Source organism: Anaerostipes sp. MSJ-23 (genome assembly GCF_018918155.1).
GTDB lineage: Bacteria > Bacillota > Clostridia > Lachnospirales > Lachnospiraceae > Anaerostipes.
Window position 1 is genome coordinate 47,272 of record NZ_JAHLPY010000005.1, and the last position, 20,604, is coordinate 67,875.

23 protein-coding genes and 1 pseudogene are annotated in these 20,604 nt (G+C 32.6%); 22 read left to right on the forward strand and 2 right to left on the reverse strand.

Features of this window, described 5'->3' with window-relative positions:
* Nucleotides 1-8 precede the first annotated feature (8 nt).
* The 8 genes from rnpM to KQI71_RS05470 all read left to right on the forward strand — a co-directional run bounded on the left by rnpM (nt 9) and on the right by KQI71_RS05470 (nt 6,861).
* Complete coding sequence (rnpM, locus tag KQI71_RS05435) at nt 9-275, forward strand: RNase P modulator RnpM (protein ID WP_216434844.1); 267 nt, start codon at nt 9-11, stop codon at nt 273-275.
* Nucleotides 268-585, forward strand: coding sequence for a L7Ae/L30e/S12e/Gadd45 family ribosomal protein (locus KQI71_RS05440; protein ID WP_216434846.1), 318 nt, complete (start codon nt 268-270; stop codon nt 583-585). The genes rnpM and KQI71_RS05440 overlap by 8 nt, the downstream gene beginning before the upstream one ends.
* Nucleotides 586-588: 3 nt before the next feature.
* On the forward strand, nt 589-2,835 hold the full coding sequence (gene infB / locus KQI71_RS05445; RefSeq protein WP_216434848.1) for a translation initiation factor IF-2: 2,247 nt from the start codon (nt 589-591) through the stop codon (nt 2,833-2,835).
* A 24-nt stretch (nt 2,836-2,859) separates the two neighbouring features.
* On the forward strand, nt 2,860-3,210 hold the full coding sequence (gene rbfA / locus KQI71_RS05450) for a 30S ribosome-binding factor RbfA (RefSeq protein ID WP_216434851.1): 351 nt from the start codon (nt 2,860-2,862) through the stop codon (nt 3,208-3,210).
* A gap of 91 nt (nt 3,211-3,301) precedes the next feature.
* Nucleotides 3,302-4,246, forward strand: coding sequence for a DHH family phosphoesterase (locus KQI71_RS05455; RefSeq protein WP_216434853.1), 945 nt, complete (start codon nt 3,302-3,304; stop codon nt 4,244-4,246).
* Between the two features lie 8 nt (nt 4,247-4,254).
* Nucleotides 4,255-5,154, forward strand: a complete 900-nt coding sequence (gene truB / locus KQI71_RS05460) for a tRNA pseudouridine(55) synthase TruB (protein WP_216434855.1) — start codon at nt 4,255-4,257, stop codon at nt 5,152-5,154.
* Between the two features lie 9 nt (nt 5,155-5,163).
* A complete protein-coding gene (locus tag KQI71_RS05465; RefSeq protein ID WP_216434857.1) occupies nt 5,164-6,114 on the forward strand; it encodes a bifunctional riboflavin kinase/FAD synthetase in 951 nt (316 codons plus the stop codon).
* A gap of 114 nt (nt 6,115-6,228) precedes the next feature.
* Nucleotides 6,229-6,861, forward strand: coding sequence for a cytidylate kinase-like family protein (locus KQI71_RS05470; RefSeq protein WP_216434858.1), 633 nt, complete (start codon nt 6,229-6,231; stop codon nt 6,859-6,861).
* A gap of 50 nt (nt 6,862-6,911) precedes the next feature.
* On the opposite strand, the gene KQI71_RS05475 is transcribed toward KQI71_RS05470, so the two are convergent.
* The gene (locus tag KQI71_RS05475; protein WP_216434859.1) at nt 6,912-7,997 is read right to left on the reverse strand and encodes a tyrosine-type recombinase/integrase; all 1,086 of its coding nucleotides are present in this window, start codon (nt 7,995-7,997) and stop codon (nt 6,912-6,914) included.
* A gap of 164 nt (nt 7,998-8,161) precedes the next feature.
* On the opposite strand from KQI71_RS05475, the gene KQI71_RS05480 reads away from it, so the two are divergent.
* From KQI71_RS05480 to KQI71_RS05520, 11 genes and pseudogenes are all read left to right on the forward strand, one after another.
* Nucleotides 8,162-9,412 (forward strand): Nramp family divalent metal transporter, encoded by a 1,251-nt coding sequence (locus KQI71_RS05480; RefSeq protein WP_216434860.1) that lies wholly within the window; start codon nt 8,162-8,164, stop codon nt 9,410-9,412.
* Nucleotides 9,413-9,831: 419 nt separating this feature from the next.
* Complete coding sequence (locus tag KQI71_RS05485) at nt 9,832-11,691, forward strand: ATP-dependent nuclease (RefSeq protein ID WP_216434861.1); 1,860 nt, start codon at nt 9,832-9,834, stop codon at nt 11,689-11,691.
* A gap of 185 nt (nt 11,692-11,876) precedes the next feature.
* The gene (locus KQI71_RS12815; protein WP_330655305.1) at nt 11,877-12,050 is read left to right on the forward strand and encodes a hypothetical protein; all 174 of its coding nucleotides are present in this window, start codon (nt 11,877-11,879) and stop codon (nt 12,048-12,050) included.
* A gap of 27 nt (nt 12,051-12,077) precedes the next feature.
* Nucleotides 12,078-13,189: pseudogene (locus tag KQI71_RS05490) on the forward strand (circularly permuted type 2 ATP-grasp protein).
* The gene (locus tag KQI71_RS05495; protein ID WP_216434863.1) at nt 13,171-13,854 is read left to right on the forward strand and encodes an alpha-E domain-containing protein; all 684 of its coding nucleotides are present in this window, start codon (nt 13,171-13,173) and stop codon (nt 13,852-13,854) included. Before KQI71_RS05490 ends, KQI71_RS05495 begins: the two are co-directional and overlap by 19 nt.
* Complete coding sequence (locus KQI71_RS05500) at nt 13,842-14,129, forward strand: transglutaminase N-terminal domain-containing protein (protein WP_216434865.1); 288 nt, start codon at nt 13,842-13,844, stop codon at nt 14,127-14,129. Before KQI71_RS05495 ends, KQI71_RS05500 begins: the two co-directional genes overlap by 13 nt.
* The gene (locus KQI71_RS05505) at nt 14,104-14,454 is read left to right on the forward strand and encodes a succinylglutamate desuccinylase/aspartoacylase family protein (protein ID WP_253287954.1); all 351 of its coding nucleotides are present in this window, start codon (nt 14,104-14,106) and stop codon (nt 14,452-14,454) included. The genes KQI71_RS05500 and KQI71_RS05505 overlap by 26 nt, the downstream gene beginning before the upstream one ends.
* Before the next feature lie 3 nt (nt 14,455-14,457).
* Complete coding sequence (locus KQI71_RS05510; protein ID WP_330655306.1) at nt 14,458-15,153, forward strand: M14 family metallopeptidase; 696 nt, start codon at nt 14,458-14,460, stop codon at nt 15,151-15,153.
* Nucleotides 15,154-15,169: 16 nt separating this feature from the next.
* Nucleotides 15,170-15,346 carry a hypothetical protein gene (locus tag KQI71_RS12820; RefSeq protein ID WP_330655308.1) on the forward strand — a complete coding sequence of 59 codons (177 nt, stop codon included), beginning with the start codon at nt 15,170-15,172 and terminating at the stop codon, nt 15,344-15,346.
* A gap of 99 nt (nt 15,347-15,445) precedes the next feature.
* Nucleotides 15,446-17,158: a B12-binding domain-containing radical SAM protein gene (locus KQI71_RS05515; protein WP_216434866.1), complete on the forward strand. Its 1,713-nt coding sequence runs from the start codon at nt 15,446-15,448 to the stop codon at nt 17,156-17,158.
* A gap of 66 nt (nt 17,159-17,224) precedes the next feature.
* Entirely contained in the window at nt 17,225-17,785 is a 561-nt protein-coding gene (locus KQI71_RS05520) for a DNA-3-methyladenine glycosylase I (protein WP_216434980.1), read from the forward strand.
* A gap of 222 nt (nt 17,786-18,007) precedes the next feature.
* Here the strand turns inward: KQI71_RS05520 and KQI71_RS05525 are convergent, their stop codons facing one another.
* Nucleotides 18,008-19,153 (reverse strand): tyrosine-type recombinase/integrase, encoded by a 1,146-nt coding sequence (locus tag KQI71_RS05525; RefSeq protein ID WP_216434869.1) that lies wholly within the window; start codon nt 19,151-19,153, stop codon nt 18,008-18,010.
* Between the two features lie 193 nt (nt 19,154-19,346).
* Between KQI71_RS05525 and KQI71_RS05530 the strand changes: the two genes are divergently transcribed.
* From KQI71_RS05530 to KQI71_RS13085, 3 genes are read left to right on the forward strand one after another with little or no spacing between them, the layout of a single operon-like run.
* The gene (locus KQI71_RS05530; protein WP_253287957.1) at nt 19,347-19,871 is read left to right on the forward strand and encodes an RNA polymerase sigma factor; all 525 of its coding nucleotides are present in this window, start codon (nt 19,347-19,349) and stop codon (nt 19,869-19,871) included.
* Entirely contained in the window at nt 19,858-20,376 is a 519-nt protein-coding gene (locus KQI71_RS05535) for a hypothetical protein (protein ID WP_216434873.1), read from the forward strand. Before KQI71_RS05530 ends, KQI71_RS05535 begins: the two co-directional genes overlap by 14 nt.
* A complete protein-coding gene (locus KQI71_RS13085) occupies nt 20,358-20,597 on the forward strand; it encodes a DUF4367 domain-containing protein (protein ID WP_442859891.1) in 240 nt (79 codons plus the stop codon). Before KQI71_RS05535 ends, KQI71_RS13085 begins: the two co-directional genes overlap by 19 nt.
* Nucleotides 20,598-20,604 lie beyond the last annotated feature (7 nt).

The following is a 20,604-nucleotide window of genomic DNA, read 5'->3' on the forward strand; positions in this document are numbered from 1 at the left end:
GTGATAAAATGAATCGAAAAGTACCAACAAGAAAATGTATCGGCTGCGGAGAATCTAGAGAAAAAAAAGATCTGGTTCGCATTGTCCGTTCCAAAGATGGTGAAATCTCCATTGATGCTACAGGAAAGAAAAACGGCCGTGGTGCTTACATTTGTAAATCGGCACAGTGTCTTTCCAAAGCGATAAAAGGCAAAGGACTTGAACGTTCTTTTAAAATGTCGATACCACAATCTGTCTACGAATTACTGGAAAAGGAGATGGAAAAACTTGAATAAAGGACTATCTCTTCTTGGACTCGCAAGACGATCAGGGAATCTTGTCAGTGGTGAATTTTCCGTTACAGAGGCCATCAGAAAACATAAAGCATGTCTGGTCATTGTAGCTAGAGATGCTTCCGACAACACAAAGAAGACATTTCGTAACTTATGTAACCATTATCAAGTACCTCTTTATTTTTGGTGTGACAAAGACCAACTTGGCCATGCCATAGGAAAGGAATTCAGAGTATCGATTGCAGTAACGGATCAGGGCTTTTCTGATGCGGTCTGTAAACTGCTTGATAAGGAAGAATCTATGGAGGTGTAATTTATGGCAAAATTCAGAGTTTATGAAGTTGCAAAGAAATTCGGAAAAGATAATAAAGAAATTTTAGATATCTTGAAAGCAAAAAAATTTGATGTAAAAAATCATATGAGTACCATTGGAGATGAACAGATTTCTGTAATTGAAAAAGTACTTGCACCGAAAAAGAATGCAAATAAAAATAAACAGAATAACCAACAAAACGGTCAAAAAAAAGACAATCATAAACACCAGCAAAATAATAGAAATTTTAAAGATACCAACGATAACAACGAAACTAAAAACCATAAGAATAAGAAAAAGGATGGGGAGAAGAAGATATTGAAGAAGGAAAATCCTCAGAACTCACAGAAGTTTAATAAGAATAATAAAAAAAATAAGAACAAAAAATTTAACAACAAAAACCAACAGCAGGATACAAGACGTAAGAAAAAAACATCTGGGCCAGGAGCTTTTATTAAACCAGATCCAGTGAAAAAACCAGAAGTTGATCCAGATGTGCCAGTAAAAATTCCACCGGTTCTTACATTAAAAGAACTAGCAGATGCATTGACGATTCCTGCAAATGATATTATCAAGAAATTGCTGATTAGCGGCGGTGGAATGATGAACTTAAACTCAGAACTTGATTTTGAGCGTGCAGAAGAAATCGCACTTGAATTCGACCGACTAGTAGAAATGGAAGAACAAGTCGATGTCATTGAAGAAATTTTAAAAGATGATGAAGAAGATGACGAAAGCAAGATGGTTGTAAGACCGCCTGTTGTATGTGTTATGGGACATGTCGACCATGGTAAAACATCTTTGCTTGATAAAATCCGTTCTACACATGTAACAACCGGAGAAGCTGGTGGAATTACACAGCATATCGGTGCTTATATGGTAGAAACAGAAAATGGAAAAATTACATTCTTAGATACACCTGGACACGAGGCATTTACTTCTATGCGTATGCGTGGAGCACAATCAACAGATATTGCAATTCTTGTTGTCGCAGCAGATGACGGTGTTATGCCGCAGACGATCGAGGCTATCAATCATGCAAAAGCTGCGGAAGTTGAAATTATCGTTGCAATTAACAAAATTGATAAAGAAAGTGCTAATATTGAACGTGTAAAACAGGAATTAACAGAATATGAGCTGATTCCAGAAGATTGGGGTGGAAGTACAATTTTCTGTCCAGTATCTGCACATACAGGAGAAGGTATTAAAGAATTACTTGATATGGTATCTTTAACGGCAGAAGTATTGGAATTAAAAGCAAATCCAGATCGCAAAGCAAGAGGTATTGTTTTGGAGGCGCAGCTCGATAAAGGTCGTGGACCGGTTGCGACAGTCCTTGTACAGAAAGGTACTCTTCATGTTGGTGATGCCATTGCTATTGGAAATGCCTATGGTAAAGTTCGTGCAATGATTAACGATAAAGGTAAGAGAATCAAATCTGCTGGTCCTTCTACTCCTGTAGAAATTCTTGGATTAAGCGAAGTTCCATTTGCAGGTGAAATCTGTATGGCAATGGATGGTGAAAAAGAAGCTCGTGCCGTTGCAGAAAAATTTATTGCTTATGGAAGAGAAAAAATGCTGTCCGAAACGAAAACTCAGCTTTCTCTGGATGATTTATTTGACCAGATTCAGGCTGGAAGTGTCAAAGAATTAAATATTATTGTAAAAGCCGATGTACAGGGTTCTGTTGAAGCTGTAAAACAGAGTCTTACAAAGCTTTCCAACGATGAAGTTGCAGTTAAAGTAATTCATGGAGGTGTTGGAGCAATCAATGAATCCGACGTTATGTTAGCTTCGGCATCGAATGCGATTATCATTGGATTTAATGTAAGACCAGAACCAGCAGCAAAAGATGCAGCAACTGCTGACAAAGTTGACATGCGTCTGTATCGTGTTATTTACAATGCGATTGAAGATATTGAATCTGCTATGAAGGGTATGTTGGATCCTGAATTTGTTGAAAAGGTTACTGGACATGCAGAAGTGCGCCAGATCTTCAAAGCTTCTGGTGTTGGAACAATCGCAGGTTCTTATGTAACAGATGGAAATATTCAGCGTGATAGTTCTGCTCGTATTGTTCGTGATGGAATTGTTATCCATGAAGGAAAACTTGCATCTATTCAGCGTGGAAAAGATGCTGTAAAAGAGGTAAGAAGCGGTTTTGAATGCGGTCTTGTTATGGAAAACTTTAATGACATTAAAGAAGGCGATCAAATCGAATCCTTTATTATGGAAGAAGTTCCAAGATAATCTCTTGGAAAGGAGTTTATAATTATGAGAAAATATAGCATTAAAAATACAAGAATCAATGGAGAAGTGCAAAGAGAATTAAGCCGAATCATCAGTCGTGAAATTAAAGATCCACGAATTGCCCCAATGACTTCTGTTGTCGATGCTGTCGTAACATCTGATTTGAAACAGTGCAAAGTTTATATCAGTGTACTTGGAGATCAGGAAGCAAAAGAAAAAACAATGGAAGGTTTAAATAGTGCAGTCGGATATATTCGAAGAGAACTTGCACATACCGTAAATCTAAGAAACACACCGGAAATTACATTTATTTTAGATGATTCCATCGAATATGGTGTGGAAATGTCAAAAAAGATTGACGAATTGAATCACTAGATTTTTTAAATTAATAATATATGTCATTTATGATTTAGAATCCTGCCTTGGCAGGATTCTTCCTTATCATTATAGATTAGGAGACAATGTTATGAAAGAATTTATACAACAAATCCAAAAGGCAAAAAACATTGGAATTACCGGGCATATTCACCCGGATGGAGATTGCATTGGAAGCTGTCTTGGTTTAAAACAATATATTCTGGATCAATATCCAGAAAAAACGATTGATGTTTATTTAGAACCAATTGGAAATGAATTTTATTTTTTGAATGGATCCGATCAGATTTTATCACAAGATTCTGGCCAGACGTATGATTTGTTTTTTGTTCTTGACTGCAGTTCTACGGATCGTTTTGAACCATTTCAAAAAATGATAGAAACAGCAAAATATGTGATTTGTATCGATCATCACATTAGTAATCATGGACTTGGTGATTATTGCAAAGTAGATCCGACAGCGAGTGCAACATGCGAAGTTTTATGTCAGATTTTTTCTATGGATAAAGTTTCTAAAAAATGTGCGCAATGTTTATATACAGGAATTGTTCATGATACTGGTGTGTTTAAACATTCTAATACAACAAAGCAGACGATGATTTATGCTGGAGAATTACTTGAAAAAGGAGTAGAAAGTTCTAAAATCATAGATGAAACTTTTTACCAAAAAACTTATATTCAAAATCGCATTCTCGGTCAGGCTCTTATCAATAGCTTTTTGTGCTGCCATGATCAAGTCATCTATTCTTCTATTTCGAAAGAAGAGTTAGAATATTTTGAGGCAACAAGTGCTGATTTAAATGGAATCATTGATCAACTACGCGTTACAAAAGGAACAGAGGTTGCAGTTTTTCTTTATCCTCAAAAAGAAGGCTCTTTAAAAGTCAGCATGCGTTCCAATGAAAAAGTTGACGTAGCTAAAATTGCAGAACAATTCGGTGGTGGTGGGCATATCCGAGCAGCCGGATGCACAATTTTTGGATCTTTCGATGATACAAAACAAAAGATAATAGAAAAAATAGAAGAACAACTATAGAGGTTTTTATGTTAAACGGAATTATTAATGTCTATAAAGAACAAGATTTTACATCCCATGATGTCGTAGCTAAGTTGCGAGGGATTCTTCACCAGAAAAAAATTGGACATACAGGAACTTTAGACCCAAATGCAACCGGAGTACTTCCGGTTTGTTTAGGAAGAGGGACCAAGCTTTGTGATTTTCTTACTGCTACAAAAAAACAGTATCGAGTAACATTTTCTTTTGGAAAAGAAACAGATACAGAAGATATATGGGGAACTGTTATAAAAAACTGTGAAATCCCGCAATCTTCGGAAAAAGTGAAAGAAAAGATTTTATCTTTTATTGGTGAGTATGCTCAAATTCCTCCCATGTATTCCGCAAAGAAGGTCAATGGGAAAAAATTATACGAACTTGCCAGAGAAGGAAAAGTGATTGAACGTAAACCACAAAAGGTAATTATTTATGATATTTCCGATTTGGAAATAAAATTACCAGAAGTTTCTATGCTTGTTACTTGTAGCAAAGGAACTTATATTCGGAGTTTGTGTAGAGATATTGGGCAAGGCCTTGACAGTGCTGCTTATATGACAAAGTTAATCCGTACAAAATCTAGCGGATTCAAAATTGAGAATGCACATACCCTTTCTGAAATTGAAGAAGCGGTAAAAAATGGAACAATTGAAGAACTAATTGTTCCTATTGAAAGAATTTTTCTCAATTTACAAAAAGGAACTGTAAAAAAAGCTTTTTATAAGGTATTATTTAATGGAAACCCGTTAAAACTATCATATTTTCATGAAAATGAATTGAATGTTAGTAAAAAACTTCGAGTTTACGATGAAGAAAAACATTTTATCGGGATATACTACTGGAAAAAACAAATGTTCTTTCCAGATAAAATATTTTATGATCAAAACGATTGAGAGGAAACTATGGAGTACATTCATAATACAGAAAAATTTCAATTTCGTCATACAGTAGTTGCACTTGGAAAATTTGACGGAATGCATAAGGGACATCAACTAATTTTTGATAAATTGATCGAATATAAAAAACAGGGCTATCAGGCAACCGTTTTTTCTTTTGATCGTCCACCTTTAAATATGTTAACACATAAAGATATCAGAGTTATTTATACACACAAAGAAAAAACGAGATTACTTTCAGAACGTGGAATTGATGTATATATTGAACATCCTTTTACAGACGAATTTTCTCATCTTTCTCCAGAAGATTTTGTAAAAAAAGTTCTTTTAGAGAAAACAGGAATGGAAGTCCTCGTTGTTGGAGATGACTGTGGATTTGGATATAAACGCCGTGGAAATGTAGAACTTCTGGAAAAAATGTCTAAAGAATATAATTTTAAATTAATTGTTATTCCAAAGTTGGAGTTAGAAGGAGAAATTGTATCAAGTACACGAATCCGTTCACTTCTAAAAGAAGGAAATGTGATGGAAGCCAATCGTTTGATGGAAACGCCGTTTTTTATCTACGGACCTGTTGTCCATGGAAATCAGATTGGAAAAGAAGTTCTTGGTATTCCAACTGCCAATCAGGTTCCAGAAGAACATAAATTATTGCCACCAAATGGCGTTTATGTATCCCGTATTATTTATAAAGATCAGACATATTATGGAATTAGCAACATTGGAACAAAACCAACGATTGAAGGGAAAAAACATATGGGAGTAGAAACCTATATTTTTGACTTTGAAAAAAATATTTATCATAAAGAAATTTGTGTAGAACTTTTGTATTTCAAACGACCAGAAATGAAATTTGAATCGTTGGATGCTTTGAGTCAACAAATGCATACAGATGCTCAGTTTGGACTTGAATATGTAAAAAAACATTATGGATACATTTCAAATCCTATGAAATAAAAAATAATGGTCATAATCAACAGAAATCCTTGTGTATACGATCAATTTATTGTATAATATTAACACAAGGATAATAACTTGATTTTTACCCTTTTGGGGAAGGGAGAGATTCATATGAGTACAAACACAATCATTACTATTGAAAGACAATATGGAAGCGGAGGCCATTTGATTGGACAAAAACTGGCAGAAGAGCTTGGAATTCCTTTTTATGATGGAGAATTGATCAAAGTTGCAGCAAAAGAGAGTGGTATTTGTGAAGAGATTTTTGAAAGCTTTGATGAAAAACCAACGACAAGTTTTCTTTATTCACTGGTTATGGATCCGTATTCTCTCGGTTATAACTCTAATTCATTTGATATGCCATTAAATCACAAGGTATTTTTGGCAGCTTTTGATACAATTAAGGATCTTGCTTCTAAGGGACCTTGTGTATTTGTCGGACGATGTGCAGATTATGCACTTGAAGATTTTGATAATTGCTTGAGTGTTTATATTCATGCACCATTTGAGGATCGAATCAAACGAATCGAAGAAGTTTATGAGATTCCAAAAGAAAAAAGTAAAGAAGCACTTGTAAAGAAAGATAAGCAACGATCTAGCTATTATAACTATTATAGTTCCAACAAATGGGGCGATGCAAAATCCTATGACTTATGCTTAGATAGTAGTTATCTTGGAATTGATGGAAGTGTTGATCTAATCAAACGTGTCATTGAAATGAAAGAATCTAAAAATAAATCATGATTAAAAGGAATGCAGAAACCTGCATTCCTTCTTTTTATTTATTAATAAATTTACTTTTTGTTTTTTATATGATCCGGATGTTCTCTTAAAATTACTTTATTTGCAGCCTGTCGCCTCCTTGTATCAGACATAGCCGCATAATGTTTTCTTGTCGTGTTCACATCCGAATGTCCTAAAACTTCAGCAACAAGATAAATATCATCGGTTTCTTCATATAGGGATGTTCCATAAGTACTGCGAAGTTTATGTGGTGTGATTTTTTTTAGCGGAGTCACTTCTTGTGCATATTTTTTCACAAGATTTTGTACTGCCTGTACACCAATACGTTTTCGCTGCATTGAATAAAAGAGTGCATTTTCATGTCCTTCTCTTGGGATTATATGGCTTCTGCTGCCGTTAATATATTGTTCCAGAGCATCGGCAACTTCATTTCCAAAATAAATCGTCATCTCTTTTCGCCCTTTTCGAATTAAATGTAAACCATTACTTTTAAAATCAATATCCTCAAGATTTAGTCCAACTAGTTCAGATACACGAATTCCAGTACCAAGAAGTAGTGTAATAATTGCTAGATCTCGTTCCTTGGTTTTCTCATAATAAACTCGTCTTTGCCCAGTTAAATGATCACCACAATGTTCCACAAAATCAAGAAGAGAAGCAATTTCATCTGGTTCTAGACGGATGATTTCCTTTTCACGAATCTTCGGCATATCGATTAAAAGTGTTGGGTTTTTCTCAATCATCTGTCGTTTATAAAAATATCCATAAAAAGAACGTAAAGAAGAGATTTTTCGAAAAACGCCTTGTTCTGTATTTTGCATATGCTGATGGTTTTCATCTGAAACATAGATTTTTAAATATTCCATATATTCTTCCAAATCTACCGATTCAATCTTATCAAGATCACTCACCTTAAAATCGGTTATTGAATAATTACGATAAACAGGATTTTGATCTATTAAAAAATGGAAGAAAACCCTTAAATCGTAGGCATAAGCAATTCTTGTACGAACCTGTGTAGTAGAATCAATTGCACGGAAAAAATCCTTTGCAAAAGGAGGAAGAGTTTTTAATAATTCTCTTAATTTTATTGTCAATTTTGCTGTTAGTTCATCATAATATGTTGATAAGTTCATTTTTATTTCCCTGCTTTCTTTATTTCATATACATTTATTTTAACAATGATTTTTTATGGAATCAACGAAAGAGTATAAAAAGCAAGATTGACTGTTTCTAAAACCTTCGTTATAATATATGTAGTTAGTTATAACTAACTAAAAAGCAAAAAGAAAGGATTCTTATGAAAAAAATAGAAAAAAAAGAAGATTCTTCGAAAGACAGTTTAAGTTTTTTTAAATATCTTGGACCAGGATTACTTGTAACAGTTGGATTTATTGATCCTGGAAACTGGGCTTCCAATATTGCTGCTGGTTCTGGTTATGGATATCATCTTTTATGGATGGTTACACTTTCCACTTTTATGCTTATTGTTTTACAACATAATGCAGCACATCTTGGAATTGTAACAGGATTATGTCTTTCTGAAGCTGCAAGCAAATATATTCATAAAACATTGAAAGATATTATTTTATTTACGGCAGTGACTGCTGCCATCGCAACAGCGATGGCTGAAATTCTAGGAGGCGCTATTGCACTTGAAATGCTATTTCATATTCCAATCAAAATAGGAAGCATCATTATTTTATGCATTGTTTTATTTTGTGAATTTACCAATGCATACAAACGAATTGAAAAATTAATTATTTTATTTGTATCTTTGATTGGATTTTCCTTTTTATTTGAAATCTGTATTTCTGATATTCACTGGCATTATGCATTCATTGGCTGGATAAAACCAGAGTTTCCCAAACATTCTATGCCAGTTATTATGAGTGTATTAGGAGCTGTTGTCATGCCACACAATTTATTTCTACATTCTGAAATTATTCAGAGCCGTAAATGGAACCTAAAAGAAGAAGCTGTCATTGAACGACAATTGAAATTTGAATTTAAAGATACATTGTTTTCCATGATGATTGGATGGGCAATTAACAGCGCAATGATTCTAATGGCGGCCGCAACTTTTTATCATCCAGGAGATATGAAACAAATCAATGATCTAACAACTGCAGGAACAATGTTAAGTCCTTTACTTGGTAATATTGCATCTATTATTTTTGCAGTTGCACTCCTTTTAGCTGGAATATCTTCCAGTATTACGGCAGGGATGGCTGGTGGAACCATTTTTTCTGGTATTTTTAATGAACCTTATGATATTTCACACAAAAAAACAAAATACGGTGTTTTGATTACTATGTTGCCAGCGGCATTTTTGATTTTACTTATTCAATCACCTTTCCAAGGACTCATTTATTCTCAAATGTTTCTTGCAATTCAGCTGCCTATTACAATCTTTACGCAGCTTTACCTAACTTCTTCAAAGAAAGTTATGGGAAAATATGCAAACAGCACAAAATTAAAAATTCTTTTATTTACAATAGCAATCATCGTCACTTTCTTGAATATCGCTTTGTTTATTACTGGATTTTAGTTGAGATAAAATAGTGCCGAGAAGGACAAAAACTGCACCAGTTACTTTCTTAATTGTTAGCGATTCATGCAAAGAAAAGAACTGCAAATACAGCTGATAATGTTTCTAAATACTCAAGGATTGATACAGTTGTTATAGGTAATTTGGCTGTTTCTAGAAATAAAGATAACAGCCGATGCCTGTGTATTAATAAAACTTAGAAAAAATCCAAAACCATTGACCAGGTTCGAAAAAAGAGAAATCCTAAAATATATTTTATATGCGCCTGTTTCATAAAAATCACCTCTGTTATTTTTTCTCTGTCTAACGTAATATAAGTTTACGAATAGTCATAGATTATTTTGTAAAAAAAGAAAAAGAATGATAAAATAGAATCAAAATCCAGAACAAACCAAAAATAAGAAATTGGGGTGAACGCTATGGAAATTTCACATCTTTCTATTAAAAATTTCAAATCCATCCGCTTCATGGAACTTCCAAAAATTTCGAACGCTTTGATTCTTGTTGGAAAAAATAATGCAGGAAAATCTTCTGTTCTCCATGCATTACGTGCAGTGGAAGGTTCTTACGAAATTACATTGGACGATTTTAATGAAACCATGCAAAATATTGAAATCGAAATAACACTTTCTTTTACAGAAGATGATCTTCAAATTTTACACAAAAATGGTTTTGTTAGTCAATATAAGAAATTTGATTTGTGGAAGAAAGAGTTTTGTAATAGACTTCCTTCTTATCACAATGGAGAACTTTCCTTTACATTTATTGCTAATAAAGAAGGAACAAAACGTTATTTTGATGGAATAAAAAAACACAATAAATATATTTCACAAATCTTTCCAACGATTTATTTTATTGGAACTGAAAGAGAATTTAAAAAAATTCAAGATGACTTGTTTATTCTGCAGGAAGATAATTTATTAAAAATCATGCGAACCAACTGCTGTATGTTTAATGAAGCAAAACCTTGCAAGCATTGCTTTCATTGTATCGGACTTATCAATCAAAAAACGCCAAAAGAACTAAATGCATTTGAAGCTTCCAAATTATTTGAATATAAACTTTATCAGATGAATATTGATCAATTCGAAAAGCGAATCAATGAAAGTTTTCATAAAAACGGTGGCTATGAAGAAATCCTTTTTTCTATGAATTATGATGTTAATCAAATGTTGCAGGTAGAGGCAGAAGCATATAATAAGGAGAGAGATTCTTCCATTTCTGTAGAAAAACTTGGCCGTGGAATGAAAAGTATTTACATGCTTTCTCTTTTGGAAGCTTATGTCGCTGATAAAAATAGCTTGCCATCAATTATTATGGTAGAAGAACCAGAGATGTTTCTTCATCCACAACTTCAAAAAACATCAAGTGAAATTCTTTATCGTCTTTCACAAAAAAATCAAGTAATTTTTACAACACATTCCCCACATTTATTATCTAATTTTGGCAGCCGTCAAATTTGTCAGATTGTTCTTGATGAAAATTTTTATTCTATTGCTAGGAAAAAAACTAAAATCAGCACAATTCTTGATGATCTTGGTTATAGTGCAGCCGATCTTATGAATGTAAATTTTGTTTTTATTGTAGAAGGAAAGCAAGATAAATACAGACTACCATTGTTATTAAATCATTATTATTCTGAAATTTATGATGAGAGTGGAAATTTAAATCGTGTCGCAATCATTACAACAAACAGTTGTACCAATATAAAAACTTATGCAAATTTAAAATATATGAATCAGATCTACATGAAAGATCAATTCTTAATGATTCGTGACAGTGATGGAAAAGATCCAGAAATTCTTGGACGGCAGCTTTGCAAATATTACGATGAACGAAATTTAACTGATGTAGATCGACTTCCAAAAGTAAGCAGAAGAAATGTCCTTATTTTGAAATATTATTCCTTTGAGAACTATTTTTTAAATCCAAAGATCATGAAAATGCTTGGCATTATTTCATCAGAGGAAGCTTTTTACGATACATTGTTTGACAAATGGAAAGAATATCTTCATCGAATCAAAAGTGGACAGCATCTTCTTGAAATCATAGGAAAAGATTTCACTAGTGCACAAGACATGAAAGAACACATGGAAGAAATAAAAATTTATCTTCGCGGCCATAATTTATTTGATATTTTTTATGGACCATATAAGAAACAGGAAAAAGAACTTTTGAAAAGATATATTCAGATCGCACCAAGGGAAGAATTTCAAGATATTTTAGATGCTGCCGACGATTTTATATATTTTAAAAGTAAAAAGAAGGATAAAATTTGACAATTCAAAAACAATCATTGACAATGTCAGAAAAATATTCTAAGATATAAACTATCAAAGCAAGACAAAGACGTTCTGTTGAAAAACAGAGCGTCTTTTTTCATTGCCTGGGATTTTTCCCTTGCAAATCACTCTGCGCAGAAAATTGAAATGTCTTTCTTTGAGAAAAGAAAGGAGTACCCGTTATGGATAATTTGGTTTTATTAAAAGATGAAATTAATCAGTTGTTAGCCCGTTATGGTGTGAAGTTCGGCATCTATAAAAATAATGAGTTTCATGAACAGCTGTTTCCATTTGATCCAATTCCAAGAGTGATTTTACATGAGGAATTTCAAGAACTTGAAAAAGGATTGATTTAGAGAGTCAATGCCTTAAATCAATTTCTTTTGGATATTTATACAAAACAACAAATTGTAAAAGATGGAGTAATACCGGAAGAATTTATTTTTGCATCTCCAGGATTTTTGCCACAATGTCAAGGAATTGTTCCATCGAAAAATATTTTTGCACACATTGCAGGAATTGATCTTGTCAAGGGAAAAGACGGAATCTGGTATGTATTAGAAGATAATTTAAGAGTTCCATCCGGAGCCTCTTATCCAATGATAGCAAGAGCCTCTGCCGAAAAGCAAGTCCTACAACATTCCGTGAAACAGAGGTGGAGGATAACAGAGATTATGGAAAATTACTTTGTCAAGTAATGGATGATGTTAATACAGGAGGAATCAATGTTGTATTTACACCTGGACGTTATAATGCCGCATTTTTTGAACATTCTTATTTGGCGGAAAAAACCGGTTTAATTTTAGCGTTTCCAAACGATCTGGAAGTTCACGGAGATTTTCTTTATTATAAAACATATCATGGCACAAAACAGAAAGTAGGAGCTATTTATCGAAGAGTTTCCGATGAATATTTGGATCCGATGACATTTTATGAAGGATCCTTCATTGGAATTTCTCATTTAATGGAAGTCTATCGGAAAGGAAATGTTGCAGTAATTAATGCACCTGGAAATGGAATTGCAGACGATAAAGGAATCTACTATTTTGTTCCAAAAATGATTGAGTATTATTTAAAAGAAAAACCAATTTTTTGTAATGCACCGACGTATCTTCCATTTTATGAAGAAGACAGAGCCTATGTCTTAGAAAATTTTGATCATCTTGTAATTAAAGATGTTGCAGAAGCTGGTGGATATGGAGTTGTTTTTGGAAATAAACTAAAAAAAGAAGAAAAACAAACAATGAAAGAAAAAATTTGTAGTGAACCTAGACGATTTATTGCACAAGAAGTCATAGATTTTCTTGATATGGAAGTGATAGATGGCGTATCTAAGGTAATGCGAAAAGCAGATCTTCGAGCGTTTGTTCTTTCTGGTGAAAAAACAAAGGTTTGGAAAAGCGGTTTGACCCGTTTTACAAGAAATCCAGATTCTTTTGTTGTTAATTCATCACAGGGAGGAGGATTTAAAGATACATGGATATTATCTCGATAGAAGAAATGAATCATATTTACTGGCTTGGACGCTATAGTGAACGTGTTTATACAACGATTCGTGAGTATTTCAAAGGAAGGAATATCATGATTGAGCAACCTGCCTTTTATATTACTTATTGTAAAAATTTTACAATTCCAAACTGTTATAAATCTTCTAGTGATTTTTTACATCAATATGCATTTGATGAAAACAATACGGATTCAATTATTTCTAATTTAAATTATGCATACGATAATACAATTCTTTTGCGCCAGACGCTTGGTACAGAAACATTATCTTATATGGAACTTGCAGTTAACCAATTAAAAAATTCAAAAAATAGTCCTGCTGCCCTTTTAGAACTTCAAAAAGTCCTGGATCATATTCTTGCTTTTTGGGCATGCATTGATGATGAAATTGATAGTGAACAGATACGTTCTGTTATAAAAATCGGACGCCATCTAGAACGTATCAATTTGTATTTAAGATTGAGAAAAAGCAAAGATTTTATGATGAAACCTTTTCATATGCTGGTAGCAAGATTACGCAAAGGATATGTTGAGTATGATAAAAATGAACTTGACAGGCTTGGAATGAACATTACTGGAAATACAATTGATTATTTAGATGGAGTTAAAACAAGTGAATTCATCATTAAGGAGAAATATCGTTGCATTATCTAAAATTCTTTTATGAACAAAGAATTGATTTTTCAAAACCGGTACACGGACATCAATTTGTTTACCGGTGCATTCCAAAAAGTGAGCCTGGACAAGAAGTAGAACAATTAAATATTAAAATATCTCCTTGTGATTTCTGGTCTTATGGATGGGATACTTATCGAAACAGAACGATCTATGGAACTACGAAGAAAAAACATCAAAAGTTTTTTCTTCGTGTACATGGAATTATAAAAAAGGACTGGAGAATTTATGACGGAGATGATCAAAATCTTTAAACAGCTTGTAGATGGTATTTTTGTAGAAATGAAAGATCTCGGGATTTGGAGTGGAGAGGTTATTGATCCAAAGGAACCACTCATTTCAACGGATGGTCAAGTCCACTATTTGAATGCTGGTTATGCAGGAGTGTTTTTACCAACAGTCAAACATTGGACCAATGTAAAGACGGGAGAAAAAATTGGTGAAATTTTAAATCCACTAGAAGGCACAGTAAAAGAAGAAATTTATTCTGATTGTGATGGAATTTTATTTACATTAAGAGAATGTCCGGTCGTAAGTGAAGGTTCTCTTATTGGACGAATTCTGGAAAGGCAGGAATAAGGTATGAAGAAAGTAAAGTTATATCAGTTAAATTCTCTTTATCGAGATCCATTTAAAATCTATGGATATCATTTCGGAGGAAATGAAAAGACGGTATGCATTGTCGGATCCATTCGTGGAAATGAAATACAGCAACTTTATATGTGTGCAAGTCTTGTAAAAACATTAAAATTGCTGGAATCCAGAGGAAGCTTTGATTCAGAACGTGGAATTATGGTTGTTCCATCTGTCAATCCATATTCTTTAAATACCAATACAAGATTTTGGGCAACAGACCATACAGATATCAATCGTATGTTTCCTGGATATGATCTTGGTGAAACAACGCAAAGAATTGCAGATGGATTTTTTAAAAAGGTTAACGATTTTATTTATGGAATTCATTTTACTAGTTTTTACCTGGAAGGGAATTTTACACCACACGTACGAATCATGAAAACTGGATTTGAAAATGCTGAAATTGCCAGAGAATTTGGTATGCCGTATGTTATGTTAAGAAATCCAAAACCTTATGATACGACAACTTTAAATTATGAATGGCAGTTATGGGGAACACAAGCATTTTCTGTTTATACTCCTGGAACCGATCAAATTGATAAAAAGCAAGCACGTTATGGAATTGATGCAGTTCTTCGTTTTCTATCTTCTCAGGGGTTAATTCATATGAATATAGATGGCGGATATCGTTCTAGAAAGTGATTGCGGAGAACATATTGTGGAAGGACATAAAATTGGTGAAATTCTTGATGCTTATGAAGGACATGTTATTGAAAAAATCAAAGCTCCTTGCAGTGGACGTATTTTCTATCATGGATGCAATCCTCTGATTTATTCTAATACGGCTGTTGTAAAAATTATCAAGGATCCTCAGGCCGAATATTATCAACAGTAATGAGTGAGTGGATACACAAAGAGTCATTTTTTGACTCTTTGTTTTTGTTTATGATAAACTATTTTAAGAAAAATAAAAAAGAATATGAAAGGTTTATTTATGAAAACAATTTTAGTTGCAATTAATGCAAAGTATATCCATTCCAATTTGGCAGTTTATTGTCTACGAGCTTATGCAAAGCCGTATCTTGAAGAGATAGAAATTGCCGAATACACAATCAATCAACCAACAGATGCCATTTTAATGGACCTTTATCAAAAGAAACCAGATCTTTTGTGCTTTTCTTGTTATATCTGGAATATTGAATATGTAGAACGTACCGTTCGAGAAATCCATAAACTTCTTCCAAATATTCCGATTTGGCTTGGTGGACCAGAAGTTTCTTATGATGCAAAAGACGTTTTGAATCGTCTTCCACAAGTAAGTGGTGTTATGAAAGGAGAAGGTGAACAGACATTTTTAGAGCTCCTTGACTATTATCATGGAAAAATAAAACATTTATCTGAAATTCCTGGAATTACATGCAAAGATGGAAAAGACATCTTAGAAACTCCATGGAGACCAGTTATGGATTTAAGCAAGGTACCATTTGTTTATGAACATATTGAAGATTTTAAACATAAGATTATTTATTATGAATCTAGTAGAGGATGTCCATTTTCGTGTAGTTATTGTTTATCTTCGATTGACAAATGCCTTCGTTTTCGTGATTTGTCTCTTGTGAAAAAGGAATTGCAGTTCTTCCTTGATCATAAAGTTCCGCAGGTAAAATTTGTGGACCGTACCTTTAACTGCAGACACCATCATGCAATGGAAATTTGGAGCTATATCAAAGAACATGATAATGGTATTACCAATTTTCATTTTGAAGTGGCAGCAGATTTATTAAAAGAAGAAGAATTAGAATTGATTTCTGATATGCGTCCAGGTCTCATCCAATTAGAAATCGGTGTACAGTCTACAAACCCTCAAACAATTGAAGAAATTCATAGAAAAATGGATTTTTCTAAAGTCGCAGATATTGTAAAAAGAATCAATGCTGGCCATAACATCCATCAGCATCTGGATCTCATTGCTGGTCTTCCATACGAAAATCTAGAAAGTTTTAAGCAATCTTTTCAAGATGTTTATGAAGTACATCCGGAACAATTACAACTTGGTTTTTTAAAGGTATTAAAAGGTTCTTATATGGAAAAACAAAAAGATCGATATGGCCTTGTTTATAAAGATATTCCACCTTATGAAGTACTCTATACGAAATGGTTGCCATATGATGACATGCTAGTTTTGAAGAAAATTGAGGAAATGGTAGAAACTTATTATAACAGTAGTCAATTTAGCAATACTTTGCGTCTTTTAGAGAGTGAATTTGATACAGCATTTAAACTTTATGAGTCTCTTGCCAATTTTTATGAAAAAGAAGGATATGATAAAGTAAATCATACAAGGATTGCAAGATATGAAATTCTGTATCAATTTATTCAAAGAATAGCAGAAAAAGAAAAACTTTCCCTTTATCAGGAACTTTTAACATATGATCTTTATTTAAGAGAAAATATTAAAAATCGTCCAGATTTTTCCGGAGAATATTCTTTAAATAAAGAAGAAATTTATAAAATCAATCAGGAAATTCTTCCAAAACATAAAGAATTGGCGATCTATGCAGGAAAACATATGAGAAAGATGACTCATATGGAACGATTTCATTATAAAGTTGATGGCAATTTTGAAAAGGTAGATCAGATATTACTTTTTGATTATCAAAAACGTGATCCGTTAACAAATCAAGCAACTGTATATAGAATTTCTTAGATAAATAGTCATTAAATAAAAATTTTTTGCGAAAGGGGAGTAAGCAGCATGACAACAAATTTGCAAATGAAATGGAAGGATGGAAAACATAGATGTTGTTGGGCAAATCCAAAAAATGAATTATATGTTCATTATCATGATGAAGAATGGGGCGTTCCGGTTTATGATGATCACAAATTATTTGAAGTGTTAATATTAGAATGTTTTCAAGCTGGACTTTCTTGGGAGTGTGTCTTAAATAAAAGAGAATCTTTTCGTCAGGCTTTTGATTTTTTTGATGTAGAGAAGATAAGTCAATATAGTGAAGAAGATCAACAAAAGTTAAAAGAAAATCCCCAAATTATACGAAACAAATTAAAGATCAAAGCAGCAGTAACAAATGCCAAGATTTTTCTTGGAATCCAAAAGGAGTTTGGAAGTTTTTCAAATTACTTATGGGGATGGACAGATCAAAAGATAATTTACGAAAACGGAAAATCACACTCAGAACTTTCAGATACAATTTCAAAGGATTTAAAGAAAAGAGGGATGAAGTTCATCGGAACAACCATTATTTATGCTTATTTGCAAGCAGTAGGGGTAATATCTTCTCATGAAGATTCATGTTTTTTATCATATAAATTATAATATGCAATTATAATCGTGTCACTAATTGCAGAGTATTGGCAGGAAGTTGCAAAGTGCGATTTCATAAGGGTTTTTATGCATTTTGTCACTAATTTGTCACTAGTTTTAAATTATCAGATAATTTATATATTTATTATTTTTCTAAAGTATAGCATTATAAAAAGCCGAATACAAGTATTTTTTTCATATACTTGTCTCGGCTTTTCAAACATCATTTTCTTTTTATTTTCCACTAGCATATTGAAATTTTTCCATCTGATTTTGAAACCAGGAAAAATTAGGTGCTGTATAACTTTCCTCAGTAATATCATTTTTCAAAGAATGACCCATGAATTTTTTAACAGCAAAAGCATCCATACCTGATATTTTTGCAATCGTAGCAAATGTCACTCTTGCATCATGAGGTGTATGTGCTTCATTTAGATTTAGAGCTTTTATGACTTTTTGAAATCGATAACGATAGTTAGAATAACTCAAGTTTTGTTTACTTGTAGAATGACGTTTCATATAAATGTCATTGAATAGAAATCTGCTGCCAATTTTTTGTGCTTCTTCATAATAGTTTTTTATATATTCCATAATCTCTGGATGAATCGGAACGATCCTTCGATAACCACTGTCTGTTTTTTTACCGCCAATGATATATTGATCCTCCAAATAAACATCTTCCAGCAGAATTTCTACCAATTCATCCGGACGCCATCCCATAAAAATCTGAATATAGATCATATCAACAAATGGATAATCTAAGTTTTCTTTAAGTGTCAGCTGTTCATCAATGGAAAATGGAATATGGTGTTTTTTGCTCCGTTCATATTTTCTTGCAGCTTCTTTTGGCGTTTTAAAATTTCTTGCTTGATTTACAGTAATGACACTTTCTGAAATAGCAAGATCAAAAATTTGATTTAATAACGATTTGATTCGCAAGATTGTATTTGGAGAAGCAACTTTTTTCTTGCCGCTGGATGGATCTATATAATAAGGTTCTCCTTCGAGGAAACGTTTCATATGAACGGATAGTGTTTCAGAAATTTTCAAGTTTTTGATTTGATCACAATATCTCCATTTGTATTTTAAATCTTTTGCATAAGAAGGACTAGTCTCATATACCGTATCATAATAAGTTTGGAATGCTTCATCTAGAGTCATATTACGATTTAAAAACTGATAAGGATTTGTAAAATATTCATCAATTGCTTTTTGCGCCTCTCCCTTTGTTCGGAAAACACCAAGACTTTTCTGCTTTGGTATTAATTTATCTTTCTTTTCATCATAAATATAGCCATCAAAAACTCTTGCCCAATTTCTTTTTTTTCGATTTTTTCCTTTTAATATAGTAATACTTCCTTCCCCATTGGATCTTTTCATAAATTCACCATCTTTCATTGCTCTTTTATATTGTCTGATTTCTATTGTAAAACGATCTTTCGGAAAGATCAAGAAAAGAATTGTTAGTGTTGCAACACAATAAATTAAAAATTTTGTAAAAAAATGTCAGGATTTTATCCTTTGTGTCGTTATATATTATATAGAGGTAGGGGGATAAGAAAAAGTGCTTTACATGATCATGGAAACCGTAGATACTGCGGCAAAAAAGCGAAAAGTAGAACAACTTTATGAAAAATATCAAAAATTAATGTATGTTGTAGCATACCATATTTTAAATCACCATCAAGATGCAGAAGATGCTGTATTAGAATCATGGGAGAAGATTATTCGACATATGGACAAGATCGATCATATTGACAGTCCGAAGACAAAAAGTTTTCTTGTTATTCTTGTTGAAAGAACTTCAATTGATCATTACCGTAAAAATAAAAAACGATATGATAGCCAAGTAATGTTAGAAGAATATGAAAATTCTCCATATTTTGTAACAAAAGATGATTCTATCGATTCTTCAGAAATTAATCAATTACTTCGAAACATTCCTAAAACATACAGTGATGTCCTTCTTTTGCATTATGTTCATGGATTTTCCGGAAAAGAAGTAGCAGATATCCTCGGAATTAAAGAGAATACTGTAATGAAACGTTTATCCAGAGGAAGAAAAATATTGAGAAAGGAGTTATATGAAAATAATTGATGAGAGTGAAAAAATAGATGATGAGAAAGAAATAAAGGATTTGCTTACAAATTATGTAGAAAAAGAAATGTCTTTCATTCACGAAAAAGATATGCCTGGATATCAACATACATATTCCAGACGATATAGGCGAAAGCAAAAGAAAATTTTCTGGACCGAAAAATATTTTGGAACAAATTTACATCTTGGTTATGCAGTCAAACGAGTGGCTATCGTAACTCTTCTAATCTTTGGTCTGACTGCTACAAGCAAAGTTAGTGCTGCCATTTTCGGATTCGATTCATGGGAATATTTCATATCATTTCTTAGCGATAGCAAAATGGATGTGAAAGTTTATAAAAACTCTGTAAAAAGTCCAAATAACATAAAATATCCAAAAGTTGTAAGAAACATCCCAAAAGGAGTTCCAAAACAATTTAAACAATCTGATGTAAAAAAAATAAGCATAATTTTTATGTTGAATGGAATTATAAAGAAAAGAAATATATTCAATATATCAGGGTAAGAATTATTAAAAACGCTAGTATTGCTACAGACGGAGAATATAGTAAAAAAAGGAAAACAACTGTTTATGGGTTTATTGCATTCTATTATGAAAAAGAAAAAAATAACAGCTGTTGGATTCAATGGGATGATAATATATATCATCATATAATTGTGACAACAAATCAAAAATATTCTAAAAAAATGTTAAAAAGAATAGCAGAAAGTTTATATAAAAAATAATGTCAGG

What these genes read in the sequence shown, in the direction of transcription:
- rnpM (WP_216434844.1), top strand. Translation starts at nt 9, where the DNA reads ATGAATCGAAAAGTACCAACAAGAAAATGTATCGGCTGCGGAGAATCT.
- infB (WP_216434848.1), top strand. Translation starts at nt 589, where the DNA reads ATGGCAAAATTCAGAGTTTATGAAGTTGCAAAGAAATTCGGAAAAGAT.
- rbfA (WP_216434851.1), top strand. Translation starts at nt 2,860, where the DNA reads ATGAGAAAATATAGCATTAAAAATACAAGAATCAATGGAGAAGTGCAA.
- KQI71_RS05455 (WP_216434853.1), top strand. Translation starts at nt 3,302, where the DNA reads ATGAAAGAATTTATACAACAAATCCAAAAGGCAAAAAACATTGGAATT.
- truB (WP_216434855.1), top strand. Translation starts at nt 4,255, where the DNA reads ATGTTAAACGGAATTATTAATGTCTATAAAGAACAAGATTTTACATCC.
- KQI71_RS05465 (WP_216434857.1), top strand. Translation starts at nt 5,164, where the DNA reads ATGGAGTACATTCATAATACAGAAAAATTTCAATTTCGTCATACAGTA.
- KQI71_RS05470 (WP_216434858.1), top strand. Translation starts at nt 6,229, where the DNA reads ATGAGTACAAACACAATCATTACTATTGAAAGACAATATGGAAGCGGA.
- KQI71_RS05475 (WP_216434859.1), bottom strand. Translation starts at nt 7,997, where the DNA reads ATGAACTTATCAACATATTATGATGAACTAACAGCAAAATTGACAATA.
- KQI71_RS05480 (WP_216434860.1), top strand. Translation starts at nt 8,162, where the DNA reads ATGAAAAAAATAGAAAAAAAAGAAGATTCTTCGAAAGACAGTTTAAGT.
- KQI71_RS05485 (WP_216434861.1), top strand. Translation starts at nt 9,832, where the DNA reads ATGGAAATTTCACATCTTTCTATTAAAAATTTCAAATCCATCCGCTTC.
- KQI71_RS12815 (WP_330655305.1), top strand. Translation starts at nt 11,877, where the DNA reads ATGGATAATTTGGTTTTATTAAAAGATGAAATTAATCAGTTGTTAGCC.
- KQI71_RS05495 (WP_216434863.1), top strand. Translation starts at nt 13,171, where the DNA reads ATGGATATTATCTCGATAGAAGAAATGAATCATATTTACTGGCTTGGA.
- KQI71_RS05505 (WP_253287954.1), top strand. Translation starts at nt 14,104, where the DNA reads ATGACGGAGATGATCAAAATCTTTAAACAGCTTGTAGATGGTATTTTT.
- KQI71_RS05510 (WP_330655306.1), top strand. Translation starts at nt 14,458, where the DNA reads ATGAAGAAAGTAAAGTTATATCAGTTAAATTCTCTTTATCGAGATCCA.
- KQI71_RS05515 (WP_216434866.1), top strand. Translation starts at nt 15,446, where the DNA reads ATGAAAACAATTTTAGTTGCAATTAATGCAAAGTATATCCATTCCAAT.
- KQI71_RS05520 (WP_216434980.1), top strand. Translation starts at nt 17,225, where the DNA reads ATGAAATGGAAGGATGGAAAACATAGATGTTGTTGGGCAAATCCAAAA.
- KQI71_RS05525 (WP_216434869.1), bottom strand. Translation starts at nt 19,153, where the DNA reads ATGAAAAGATCCAATGGGGAAGGAAGTATTACTATATTAAAAGGAAAA.
- KQI71_RS05530 (WP_253287957.1), top strand. Translation starts at nt 19,347, where the DNA reads ATGATCATGGAAACCGTAGATACTGCGGCAAAAAAGCGAAAAGTAGAA.
- KQI71_RS05535 (WP_216434873.1), top strand. Translation starts at nt 19,858, where the DNA reads ATGAAAATAATTGATGAGAGTGAAAAAATAGATGATGAGAAAGAAATA.